The following is an 11,936-nucleotide window of genomic DNA, read 5'->3' as shown; positions in this document are numbered from 1 at the left end:
GGGTCGCCGCATTCAAGATCCCTCCTGACGTCAAACGGGGTCGTCGTCGTCGGTGTCGCGGAGGAAGCGTTCGGGGTGGTGGTAGGTGTTGGTGCGGGGTTGCCCGTGGTCGAGGTGGGGTGGGGGGATCCATTCGGTTTCGCCGCGGGCGTTGGTGCGGGTGGTCCAGCCTTGTTCGGCGAGGCGGTTGTCGGGCCCGCAGGCCAGCGTGAGGTCGTCGATGTCGGTGCGCCGGGTGTTTTGCCAGCCTCGGACGTGATGGACCTGGCTATGGTAGGCCGGGGCGTCACAGCCCGGCCTGGTACATCCGCGATCCTTGGCGTAGAGCATGATTCGCTGCGCCGGGGAAGCCAGCCGTTTGGTGTGGTGCAGCGCCAGGGGCCGCCCGTTGTCGAAGATCGCCAGATAGTGGTGGGCGTGGCCGGCCCAGCGGATCACATCGGACATGGGCACCAGCGTGCCGCCGGCCGTCAGGGCCTTACCGGCCGCGGCCTCCAACTCCTGCAACGTGGTGCTCACCACGATCGACACCGGCAGCCCGTTATGGGAGCCCAAGTCCCCCGATGCTAAGAGTCCGCGCAGCCCGGCCAGGAAGGCGTCGTGGTGGCGTTGCGCCGTGCTGCGGGTGTCGCGGCGCACCGCGTCCTGATCGGGCGTCGCGTCGACCACCGGGATTTCGTCGTCGGGGTTGCACACCCCAGGCGCGGCCAGCTTGGCCAGCATGGCCTCGATGGCGGCCCGCAACTCCGGGGTGACCAGCCCGCTGAGGCGCGACATGCCGTCGAAGTCCTGAGCGCCCAGGGCGATCCCGCGCTTGCGGGCCCGCTCGGCATCACTGAACTCCCCGTCGGGGTGCAGCCACTCCCTCAGCCGCTGGGCGTATTTGGCTAGCTCGTCGGGCCGATACCCGGCGGCCTTGGCGGCCAAGTCAGCCTCGGCGGCTTGGCGGGTCAACGCGTCGATGGCATCCGGCAGGTGGGCCAAGAAGCCGCGGATCACGTTGATGTGGCCCTCGCCGATGAGCCCGGCGCGCTGGCCGGCCGCGGTCGCAGTCAGCTTGGGTGCCAGCCGTTCACCGGTCAGCCCCCGGCGCTCGCCGAGGTCGGCGGCTTCGGCGATGCGCCGGGCGGCCTCGGCCTTGGTGATGCGCAACCGGTCGGCCAACCCCATGCGCAGCGAGCCACCCACCTCTTCGGGGCTGGCCTGCGCGTCGAGCTGGTTGATCAACGCGTGCTGGGGTGTACGCAGCCGGCGGGCGACGCTTTCCACCCGCTCCAAAGCCCGCAACCGTTCCGGGGTGGTGAGCACGTCAAAAGACATGGCGCACAGGCGGTCCGCGTCGCCGTCGAGCGCGTCGATAGCGTCGACGATCTCCTCACGACTGGCCTCCATACCTCAAACTCTAGAAACCCCCACCGACAAAAAAGCCCGCTCTGTGACTAAAGAAACCAAAGTGGCACAAGGGATTACAAAGCAATCGCGCCGAAACGCCCTAGTCGCCGACGACGATGACCGTCTTGCCGGGGCGATGGCCCGGGCGCCGGCCGCTTTCGAACGCCTCGCGGCCCCGCTCGAGCGGGAAGGTCTCCGCGATGTCGACGCGCAACCGTCCACCGTCGACCAACGCGGCGAGCTTCCTCAGCTGGTCGCGGTCCGGCGTGACGATGAAAAAGGTTGCCGTGACGCCGTATTCGTCGGCCCTGCCCGCCGGCGGCGGCGCCGACAGAGTGACCAGCCGACCACCAGGGCGCAGCACGGGAAACGACCGGTCCAACGTCTCACCGCCGACGGTGTCGATCACGACGTCGTAGGCGGCGTCGTCGAATGTCTCGGTGCGGACGTCGATCACCCGGGCGGCGCCATACCCGCGGACGAGTTCGCCGGCGTCGCTGCGCACGGTCGCGGTGACACGCGCGCCCAGCATCACGGCCAGCTGAACGGTCAAGGCGCCCACCCCGCCCGCGCCGCCATGCACCAGCACGTCCTCGCCGGCCCGCACGTTCGCGTGATCGACCAACGCCTGCAGGGCGGTCAGGCCGGCCAGCGGCAGCGCGGCCGCGACGACGTGCGACACCGACGACGGCTTGGCGGCCAGATCGGCCCCGGGCACGCAGACGAATTCGGCCGCGGCGCCGTCGCGGTCGAACGGGACCAGGCCGTACACCTCGTCGCCGGGCGCGAAATCCGCCACACCCGCGGCCACCTCGCGAACGACGCCCGAGACTTCGTGCGACGGGATCACCGGTGTGCGGCTCACACCGTCTCGGGTCCAGGTCTCGTCCCAGGTCAGCTCGTCGAACGTGATGGCCGCGGCGTGGACGCTCACCAGAACTTCACCTGCGGCAGGAACCGGTACGGGCGCCCGCTCGACCACGAGTTGTTCCGGGCCGCCCCGGTGGTGGGCCCGCAATGCGGTCATCTCGGTCACGGCAGCCGCCAATCGATGGGGTCGGCGCCCATACCCGTCAGCAGTTCGTTGGCGCGGCTGAACGGACGCGACCCGAAGAACCCCCGAGAGGCGGACAGCGGCGACGGATGCGGGGACTCGATGGCCACGCAATTGCCTTCGGCCAGAATCGGTTTCAGTGTGGACGCGTCGCGGCCCCAGAGGATCGCCACCAATGGCTGCGAACGCGCCGCGAGCGCGCGGATCGCGCACTCGGTCACCGCTTCCCAGCCCTTGCCCCGGTGCGAGGCTGGATTGCTCGGCCGCACGGTGAGCACCCTGTTCAGCAGCATCACCCCGCGCTGGGCCCACGGTGTCAGGTCACCGCACGAGGGCTGCGGATGGCCGAGGTCGGCGGAGTATTCGTCGAAGATGTTGGCCAGGCTGCGCGGCAGCGGACGCACGTCGGGGGCAACCGAAAAGCTCAGTCCCACTGCATGTCCCGGCGTTGGGTACGGGTCTTGCCCGACGATCAGCACCCGGACGTCGTCGAACGGAAAGGTGAAGGCGCGCAGCACGTTCTGGCCGGCCGGCAGGTACTTGCGCCCGGCGGCGATCTCGGCCCGCAGGAACTGGCCCATGGCGGCCACCCGATCCGCCACCGGCTCCAGCGCGGCGGCCCAGCCCCGCTCGACGAGTTCAGTCAACGGCCGCGCCGTCATCGCCGGTCCTTTCGTAGCATCGATGCTCACCGCGCCACCCTAACCGTCATATGACTGCCAGCCCGCATAGCCGGTCCACGCCTGTCCGTCGACGAGCACGTCGGCCTTGCCCTCGAGGACCCGCCCGATGATTCGCCACCCGGCCGGCGCCGGGCCGGCGAAACAGGCCACCAGGGCGTGGTCTTCGCCGCCGCCCAGCACCCACGACCACGGGTCGGCCCCCACCGCGTTGCCGGCCGCGGTCAGCGCGTCGTGGTCCGCGGCCAGCGCAGCGGTCGACAGATCCATCGCCACCTCCGACGCCTCGGCGACGTGCCTGAGGTCGGCGACCAGGCCGTCGGAGACGTCGATCATCGCCTGCGCTCCCCCGGCCGCCGCCGCGACGCCCTGACCGTAGGGCGGCTGGGGCACCAGATGCCGGCGGCGCAGCGAGTCGAAACCTTCAATACCCTTGCCGAACAACGCGAGGCCGGCCGCCGAGCGGCCCAGCTCGCCGGCGACCGCGATCACCGATCCCGCCTTGGCGCCGGACCGCAGCACCGGAGCGCGCCCGTCCAGATCGCCCAGCACCGTCACGGAGACCACCCACTGTGGGCAGCTGACGAGATCGCCGCCGGCGATGCCCGCGCCGATGCGGTGCGCCTCGTCCCACATCCCGCCGACCAGCCCGTCGACGGCGGCGGTCGGTGTGTCGCCGGGGGCGCCGAAGGCGACGACGAAGGCCGTGGACCGCGCGCCCATCGCCTCGATGTCCGCGGCGTTCTGGGCAATGGCTTTGCGGCCGACGTCGTGCGGACTCGACCAGTCCAGCCGAAAGTGCCGGTCTTGCACCAGCATGTCGGTCGACACCGCGGTGCGGCCGTCCCTGGCTTGGATCACCGCCGCGTCGTCGCCCGGCCCGACCACCACCGCGGCCGGCTGCCGGCGACCGCGCACCAATCGGTCGATCACCGCGAACTCACCGAGCTGCTGCAGTGTGGAATTCGATCCGTCGTCGCCCACGCCACCTCCTCCGGCGCGTCCCGCCCTGTCCGGGCCACTATCGGAGCCGCCGACCTGCGGTAAGTTGGGTTACTGCCCGCGCGAGCGGCCCGCGCCAGTTTAGAGCCCTGTCCCGATGCGGACCGCTCGCGGCCCGAGATAGGAGGTGCGCGGGCGGTGACGACCGACCCCGATACCCGCCCCGCCGTCGACGAGGGGCCGCCGCCCGCGCTGATCATCGCCGCGGTCGCCGTGGCCGTCGTCGCGATCGGGGTGATCCTGGTGATCGCGGCCAACCGCCAGGCGCCGCCGCAACCGGTCGCCGTCCCCGCGGCCCCGGCGCCCCAGGCCGACAGCCCCGCATGCCGGGCGCTGGCCGGGGCGCTGCCTCAGCGGCTCGGCGACTATCAACGCGCGCCCGTCGCACAGCCTGCGCCCCAGGGCGCCACCGCGTGGCGGGCCGGACCGGACAGCGAGCCCCTGGTGCTGCGCTGCGGGCTCGACCGCCCCGCCGAGTTCGTGGTGGGCTCTCCGATCCAGGTCGTCGACCGGGTGCAGTGGTTCGAGGTGCATCCCGAACAGCAGTCCGCCGGTGACGCGGGCAGGTCGACCTGGTACACGGTGGATCGGCCGGTGTATGTCGCGCTCACGCTGCCGTCGGGGTCGGGCCCGACGCCGATCCAGCAGCTCTCGGAACTGATCGACCGCACCATCGCGGCGGTGCCCATCAACCCGGCGGCCGCCGGTTAGCGCAAACCCACCCCGCGGGCCAACGCCGTCTCGACCATGGTCGCCAGCAGGGTGGGATAGTCCACGCCGCTGGCCGCCCACATCCTCGGGTACATCGAGATCGTGGTGAACCCGGGCATCGTATTGATTTCGTTGAGCACCGGTCCGTCATCGGTGAGGAAGAAATCGACCCGGGCCAGGCCCTGGCAGTCAATGGCCTTGAATGCCCGGACCGCCAAATCCCTGATGGCATCAGCGATGTCGTCGTCCACCTTAGCCGGCACATCCAATTCGGCTGCATCGTCGAGATATTTCGTGGCGAAGTCGTAGAACGAATCCTCACGTCCCCGCACTCCTGCCACACGGATCTCGCCCACCGTGCTGGCTTCGATTGTGCCGTCGGGCATTTCGAGCACGCCGCACTCCAGCTCGCGGCCGGTGATCGCCGCCTCAACGATCACCTTCGGATCGTGCCGGCGCGCGGCCGCCACGGCGGCCGGCAGGTCGTCCCAGCTGGCCACCCGGGTGACCCCGATCGACGAGCCGCCCCGCGCGGGTTTGACGAAGACCGGCAGACCCAGCCGCTCGCGCTCCTCGGGCTGCAGCGTCGACCGCGACGGGCGCAGAACCGCGTACGCGCCGACCGGCAACCCCTCGGCAGCGAACAGCTTCTTGGTGAACTCCTTGTCCATGCCCGCCGCGCTGGCCAGCACGCCGGCCCCGACATAGGGCACCCCGGCCAGTTCCAGCAGGCCCTGCAGAGTGCCGTCCTCCCCGTACGGGCCGTGCAGCACCGGGAACACCACGTCGACGGACGCCAGGACCTCGCCGGCCCCCGGCGAAAGGGCGACCAGTTGGCCGCCGCGGCGCGGATCGGCCGGCAGGGCCAGTTCGGTGCCCGACTGCGCGGTCACCTCGGGCAGCTCCCGGTTGCTGATGGCCAGCGCGTCCGGGTCGCCGTCGGTGAGCACCCACGATCCCTCCGGGGTGATGCCGATCGCCAGCACTTCGAACCGCTCGGGATCGAGGTTGCGCAGAATGCTGCCCGCGGACACGCACGAGATGGCGTGCTCGTTGCTGCGCCCGCCGAAGACGACGGCGACGCGCACGCGATTCCCGCTGGCACTCACAACCTAAAGAGGCTACCGGTTGCGCGGCGCTCGGGCCGGGCGACGCCGCTGGCTGCGGTTTCGATGGCGGTCACTCGGGCTTGGTCCGGCGGCCGAGCAACAGTGCCATCGCCTCGTCCACCGACAGGCCCTTGTGGCAGACCCGGTGCACGGCGTCGGTGAGCGGCATCTCGACGTCGTAACTCGACGCGAGCGCCAGCACCGACTCGCACGACGTCACGCCCTCGACGACGTGGCCGCCGCCGGCCTGCATGGCCGACTCCATGGTGCCGCCGCGGCCCAGGCGTTCGCCGAAGGACCGATTCCGCGACTGCGGCGACGTGCACGTCGCCACCAGGTCGCCGACCCCGGCCAGGCCGGCCAGCGTGGCGCCCTTGGCGCCGAGCGCTATCCCCAACCGGATGATCTCGGCCAGGCCGCGGGTGATGATCGCCGCCGCGGTGTTCTCCCCGAGCCCGACGCCGGCCGCCATGCCGCACGCGAGCGCGATGACGTTCTTGCACGCCCCGCCGATCTCGGTGCCGACGACATCACTATTGGTGTAGGGGCGGAAGTACCCGGTGTTGAGCATGCGCTGCAGCGCGACGGCGCGACCGGAGTCGCTGCACGCGACGACCGTGGCGGCGGGCTGGCATTCGGCGATCTCGCTGGCCAGGTTCGGCCCCGAAACCACCGCGACCTGAGCCGGGTCCACCCCCGTCACCGACACGATGACCTGACTCATCCGCATCAGGGTGCCCAGCTCGATGCCCTTGGCCAGGCTGACCAGGGTGGCGCCGTCGGGCACCAGCGGTGCCCACCCTTCCAGGTTGGCACGCATCGTCTGCGCGGGCACGCCCAACAGCACCGTCGTGGCGCCGGCCAGCGCCTCCGCCGCGTCGGTGGTCGCACGGATGCCCGGCGGCAGCGTTGCGCCGGGCAGATAGTCGGGATTGGACCGGGTGGTGTTGATCTGGTCGGCGATGTCGGACCGGCGCGCCCACAGCGTGACGTCGGATTCCGGCTCCGCGGCCTCGACGAGCACCTTGGCCAGCGCCGTGCCCCACGCCCCGGCACCCATCACCGCGACGGCGCCCTGCGAGCCGGTCATCCACCACCCCCGTCTGTCTTCCCAAGCGAGTTGCAGCCGCTACACCCTAGATCAGCGGAGCTCACGCGAGCTAGCGCGTCCGCCGTCGGCGGTCGCTGGCAGGATGAGATCTCATGAGCGGCACACGAGCCGACGAAGCGGGCAAGGACGTCGCCCTGATCGTCGCCGTCAAGCGGTTGGCCGCGGCCAAGACCAGGCTGGCCCCCGTTTTTTCGGCACGCACCAGGGAGGGCGTGGTGCTCGCCATGCTGATCGACACCCTGACCGCGGCGGGACGCGTTGATGCGTTGGGCTCGATCACCGTCGTCACGCCCGATGACGCCGCGGCCGCGGCGGCCACGGAGCTGGGGGCCGAGGTGCTGGCCGACCCGACGCCCGACGGGCACGGCGACCCGCTGAACAACGCCATCGCCACCGCGGAACGGGCCGTGGGCGGATTCTTCCCGAATATCGTTGTGCTGCAAGGCGATTTACCCGCGCTGCAGACACAGGAGCTGGCCGAGGCGATCGCCGCCGCGCGGCAGCACCGCCGCAGCTTCGTCGCCGACCGGCTGGCGACGGGAACCGCCGCCTTGTTCGCGTTCGGCGCCCCGCTCGATCCGCAGTTCGGCGCCGATTCGTCGGCGCGGCATCGACGTTCGGGTGCGATCGAACTGACCGGCGCATGGCCGGGGCTGCGTTGCGACGTCGACACTCCCGACGATCTCGCCGCCGCGCGCCGCCTCGGGGTGGGCGCCGCGACCGCGCGCGCCCTCGCCCATCAGTGACATCGGCGCGGACCGGCGAACCTGTCCTCGCGGTGAACGTCGTCCCAACGGCGAATGGATGTCCGTCGAGCGCTAGCAGCATCGGCGAGTGATAGGCGATGATCGCAGGGTGACTGAAACCGAAGCTGAGGCACGCCCCGACCAGAACTTGTGGCATCAAGGCGACTCGGCCGTGGCAGCGCCGCCCGCCGCGACGCCGTCCGCCCTCACCGACCTGCCGGAGGACCGCTACCTCAACCGCGAGCTGAGCTGGCTCGACTTCAATGCCCGCGTGCTGGCCCTGGCCGACGACAACTCGTTGCCGTTGTTGGAACGGGCCAAGTTCCTGGCCATCTTCGCGTCCAACCTCGACGAGTTCTACATGGTCCGCGTCGCCGGCCTCAAGCGCCGCGACGAGATGGGTCTGTCGGTTCGGTCCGCCGACGGACTGACCCCGCGCGAGCAACTGACCCTCATCGGTGAGCAGACGCAACGGATCGCGACCCGGCACGCGCGGGTCTTCCTCGATTCGGTGCGACCGGCGCTCGCCGAGGAAGGCATACATATAGTCACGTGGGCCGATTTGGATCAGGGTGAGCGCGACGAACTGTCGACCTATTTCCACGAACAAGTCTTCCCCGTCCTGACCCCCCTCGCGGTCGATCCCGCGCACCCGTTCCCCTTCGTCAGTGGGTTGAGCCTGAACCTGGCGGTCATGGTGCGCCAACCCGAGGAGGGCGGCCAGCATTTCGCGCGGGTGAAGGTGCCCAACAACGTGGATCGCTTCGTCGAACTGCGCGGCCCCGGACATCCGGACGACGGCGAGGGTCCCGCCATAATCCGCTATCTGCCAATGGAAGAGTTGATCGCGGCCTTCCTGCCGGTGTTGTTCCCGGGCATGGAGATCGTCCAGCACCACGCGTTCCGCATCACCCGCAACGCTGACTACGAGGTCGAAGAGGACCGCGACGAAGACCTCCTGCAGGCGCTGGAGCGGGAGTTGGCGCGCAGGCGGTTCGGGTCACCGGTGCGACTCGAGGTCGCCAACGACATGACCGAGAGCATGCTGGAATTGCTGCTGCGCGAACTGGACGTGAACCCCGGCGACGTCATCGAAGTGCCAGGCCTGCTGGACCTGTCGTCGTTGTGGCAGGTCTACAGCATCGACCGGCCGGCGCTCAAAGACCCGGCTTTCGTCCCCGCCACCAGCCCCGCCTTCGTCGACCGCGAGACGCCGAGGAGCATTTTCGCGACGCTGCGCGAAGGCGATGTGCTGCTTCATCATCCGTATGAGTCGTTCTCGACCAGCGTGCAGCGATTCATCGAACAGGCGGCCGCCGACCCGAATGTGCTGGCGATCAAGCAGACGCTGTACCGCACAAGCGGTGATTCGCCGATCGTTCGAGCGCTTATCAACGCCGCCGAGGCAGGCAAGCAAGTGGTGGCGCTCGTGGAGATCAAGGCGCGTTTCGACGAGCAGGCCAACATCCGCTGGGCGCGCGAGCTAGAGCAGGCGGGCGTGCACGTCGTCTACGGATACGTCGGACTCAAAACGCACTGCAAGACCTGCCTCGTGGTCCGCCGCGAGGGTTCGACGATCCGGCGCTACTGCCACATCGGCACCGGCAACTACAACGGAAAGACGGCGCGACTCTACGAGGACGTCGGGCTGCTGACCGCGTCTCCCGAAATCGGGGCCGACCTGACCGACCTCTTCAATTCGCTGACCGGCTACTCGCGCAAGGTCTCCTACCGCAACCTTCTGGTCGCCCCGCACGGCATTCGCACCGGCATCATCGACCGTGTGGAGCGCGAGATCGCCGCGCACCGCGAGCACGGCGGCGGCCGGATCCGGCTCAAGATGAATGCCCTCGTCGACGAACAGGTCATCGACGCGCTGTATCGCGCATCGATGGCGGACGTGCGGGTGGAGGTGGTGGTGCGCGGCATCTGCGCGCTGCGCCCCGGCGCCGAAGAGTTCTCGGAGAACATTGCGGTCCGCTCGATCCTCGGTCGTTTCCTCGAACATTCCCGCATCATGCATTTCAATCGCATCAACGAGTTCTGGATCGGCAGCGCCGACATGATGCACCGCAACCTCGACCGCCGCGTCGAGGCGTTGGTTCAGGTCAAGGATCCGAGGCTCACCTCATACCTGGACGACCTGTTCGAGTCCGCACTCGACCCCTCCACTCGATGCTGGGAGCTGGGGCCCGACGGGCAGTGGACCGCGTCGCCGCAAGAGGGCCACACCGTGCGCGATCACCAAGTGTCGTTGATGGAGCGGCACCGCAGTCCGTAACCCTCCGCGTGGTGCTTTACGGTTGTCTCCGGCCGCACCGCGACCGTGCGCGCGACCCCGCACCGAATTGACCTGCAGGAGTTGAGTTGCCGACCAAGAGCTCGCGTTCGGGAAGCCGGATCGTGTATGCCGCCGGAGCCGTGCTGTGGCGGCCGACCGATTCGACCAACCCCGGCCTCGAGATCGCGGTGATCCACCGCCCCCGCTACGACGACTGGTCGCTGCCCAAGGGCAAGGTCGACCCGGGCGAGACGGCGCCCGTCGCCGCGGTGCGGGAGGTACGCGAGGAGACGGGGCACCACTCCATCCTGGGCAGGCGGCTCGACATGGTGAGCTACCCGATCGATGCCGGGGTCAAGAAGGTCTACTACTGGGCCGCGCGCAGCACCGGCGGTGACTTCACCCCCGGCAACGAGGTCGACGAATTGGTGTGGCTACCGATTTCCGACGCGCTGAAGAAAATCAGCTACTCTCACGACCGAAAGATGCTGCGCCACTTCACCAAACATCCCGCGGACACGCACACGGTGGTGGTGGTCCGGCACGGGACGGCGGGCCGTAAATCGCGCTTCAAGGGCGACGACACCCAACGGCCGCTGGACAAACGGGGCCGCGCGCAGGCCGAGGCGCTGGTGCCGCAGCTGCTGGCCTTCGGCGCCACCGACGTCTATGCGGCCGACCGGCTGCGCTGCCACCAGACGGTGGAGCCCCTCGCGGAGGAGCTGGGTGTGCCGGTGCACAACGAGCCCACCCTCACCGAAGAGTCCTACGCCAAGAGCCCCAAACGCGGCCGGCACCGGATGCTCGCCATCGCGGAGCAGCAAGGCACACCGGTCATTTGCACCCAGGGCAAGGTGATCCCGGATTTGATCGCGTGGTGGTGCGAACGCGACGGGGTACGCCCGGACAAGTCACGCAACCACAAGGGCAGCACCTGGGTGCTCTCGCTCGCGGGCGGCCGGCTGGTGTCGGCGGACCACATCGGCGGCGCCCTGGCCGCCAACGTGCGGGCATAACACGCGAATACCCTTCGGGTGCATCGCTGCGCCCCGAAGGGTATTCGCGTCTAGAACTCGACCGATGCCTCAGCGGCGACCGCGACGCGCGGTGGCCTTCTTGGCGGGAGCCTTCTTTGCGGCGGTCTTCTTGGCCGGAGCCTTGGTTGCGGCCTTCTTGGCCGGAGCCTTCTTCGCCACGACCTTCTTCGCCGCGGTCTTCTTGGCCGGGGCCTTGGTTGCGGCCTTCTTGGCCGGGGCCTTGGTCGCCGCCTTCTTGACCGGAGCCTTCTTGGCGGGAGCCTTCTTGGCGGCGGCCTTCTTGGCGGGAGCCTTCTTGGCGGCCGCCTTCTTCGCCGGAGCCTTCTTGGCGGCCGTCTTCTTGGCCGCACCGCTTGCCACTACACCACGCTTCACTGCAGGTCCTTCCGACGGGAGACGCTGTGCCCCAGACACAACCGCTTTGAATTGAGCACCGGGCCGGAACGCCGGCACGGAAGTCGGCTTAACTTTCACCGTCTCGCCGGTACGCGGGTTGCGGGCCACCCGGGCCGCGCGACGCCGCTGCTCGAACACACCGAACCCAGTGATGGTGACGCTGTCACCCTTGTGCACGGCACGCACAATGGTGTCCACAACGTTCTCGACAGCCGCGGTTGCCTGCCGACGGTCGGTGTCCAATTTCTGTGTGAGCACATCAATGAGCTCTGCCTTATTCATCCAATCCCTCCGACGCTAGTGGTCCTCTGTTTGAACCGACTAGTGCACACGGTAAACCCTCACCCAGCAAATTTCCAAGAGCCACGCGCAATTTCAGGGTCGGACAATCGGAAGTTTTCGCAATCCGGTTGCCGC

Annotated in this window: 11 protein-coding genes; 4 read left to right on the top strand and 7 right to left on the bottom strand. The window is 69.2% G+C overall.

What is annotated here, in order from left to right:
* Window positions 1-30: 30 nt before the first annotated feature.
* The 4 genes from A5704_RS00950 to A5704_RS00935 all read right to left on the bottom strand — a co-directional run bounded on the left by A5704_RS00950 (window position 31) and on the right by A5704_RS00935 (window position 4,110).
* Window positions 31-1,392: an HNH endonuclease signature motif containing protein gene (locus A5704_RS00950; protein ID WP_067886964.1), complete on the bottom strand. Its 1,362-nt coding sequence runs from the start codon at window positions 1,390-1,392 to the stop codon at window positions 31-33.
* Window positions 1,393-1,492: 100 nt separating this feature from the next.
* The gene (locus A5704_RS00945) at window positions 1,493-2,419 is read right to left on the bottom strand and encodes an NADP-dependent oxidoreductase (RefSeq protein ID WP_067886990.1); all 927 of its coding nucleotides are present in this window, start codon (window positions 2,417-2,419) and stop codon (window positions 1,493-1,495) included.
* Between the two features lie 5 nt (window positions 2,420-2,424).
* Window positions 2,425-3,108 (bottom strand): uracil-DNA glycosylase, encoded by a 684-nt coding sequence (locus A5704_RS00940; RefSeq protein WP_067784719.1) that lies wholly within the window; start codon window positions 3,106-3,108, stop codon window positions 2,425-2,427.
* A 39-nt stretch (window positions 3,109-3,147) separates the two neighbouring features.
* Window positions 3,148-4,110 (bottom strand): thiamine-phosphate kinase, encoded by a 963-nt coding sequence (locus A5704_RS00935; RefSeq protein WP_067886962.1) that lies wholly within the window; start codon window positions 4,108-4,110, stop codon window positions 3,148-3,150.
* 156 nt (window positions 4,111-4,266) lie between these two features.
* On the opposite strand from A5704_RS00935, the gene A5704_RS00930 reads away from it, so the two are divergent.
* Complete coding sequence (locus tag A5704_RS00930) at window positions 4,267-4,839, top strand: DUF3515 domain-containing protein (RefSeq protein ID WP_067886959.1); 573 nt, start codon at window positions 4,267-4,269, stop codon at window positions 4,837-4,839.
* Here A5704_RS00930 and A5704_RS00925 read toward each other — a convergent pair.
* On the bottom strand, window positions 4,836-5,948 hold the full coding sequence (locus A5704_RS00925) for a D-alanine--D-alanine ligase family protein (protein WP_067784709.1): 1,113 nt from the start codon (window positions 5,946-5,948) through the stop codon (window positions 4,836-4,838). The genes A5704_RS00930 and A5704_RS00925 overlap by 4 nt on opposite strands.
* A gap of 70 nt (window positions 5,949-6,018) precedes the next feature.
* On the bottom strand, window positions 6,019-7,038 hold the full coding sequence (locus A5704_RS00920; protein ID WP_067886956.1) for an NAD(P)H-dependent glycerol-3-phosphate dehydrogenase: 1,020 nt from the start codon (window positions 7,036-7,038) through the stop codon (window positions 6,019-6,021).
* A gap of 113 nt (window positions 7,039-7,151) precedes the next feature.
* Between A5704_RS00920 and cofC the strand changes: the two genes are divergently transcribed.
* The 3 genes from cofC to A5704_RS00905 all read left to right on the top strand — a co-directional run bounded on the left by cofC (window position 7,152) and on the right by A5704_RS00905 (window position 11,102).
* Window positions 7,152-7,805, top strand: a complete 654-nt coding sequence (gene cofC, locus A5704_RS00915; RefSeq protein ID WP_067784706.1) for a 2-phospho-L-lactate guanylyltransferase — start codon at window positions 7,152-7,154, stop codon at window positions 7,803-7,805.
* 88 nt (window positions 7,806-7,893) lie between these two features.
* The gene (locus tag A5704_RS00910) at window positions 7,894-10,086 is read left to right on the top strand and encodes an RNA degradosome polyphosphate kinase (protein WP_067886953.1); all 2,193 of its coding nucleotides are present in this window, start codon (window positions 7,894-7,896) and stop codon (window positions 10,084-10,086) included.
* An 86-nt stretch (window positions 10,087-10,172) separates the two neighbouring features.
* Window positions 10,173-11,102, top strand: coding sequence for an NUDIX hydrolase (locus A5704_RS00905; RefSeq protein WP_067886950.1), 930 nt, complete (start codon window positions 10,173-10,175; stop codon window positions 11,100-11,102).
* Window positions 11,103-11,171: 69 nt separating this feature from the next.
* On the opposite strand, the gene A5704_RS00900 is transcribed toward A5704_RS00905, so the two are convergent.
* Window positions 11,172-11,801, bottom strand: coding sequence for an HU family DNA-binding protein (locus tag A5704_RS00900; protein WP_067758352.1), 630 nt, complete (start codon window positions 11,799-11,801; stop codon window positions 11,172-11,174).
* Between the last annotated feature and the right edge of the window lie 135 nt (window positions 11,802-11,936).

The sequence above is a fragment of the Mycobacterium sp. E735 genome (genome assembly GCF_001666955.1).
Taxonomy (GTDB): domain Bacteria; phylum Actinomycetota; class Actinomycetes; order Mycobacteriales; family Mycobacteriaceae; genus Mycobacterium.
The sequence above is the reverse complement of the archived record's forward strand: the minus strand, read 5'-3'. Positions and strand labels throughout refer to the sequence as shown.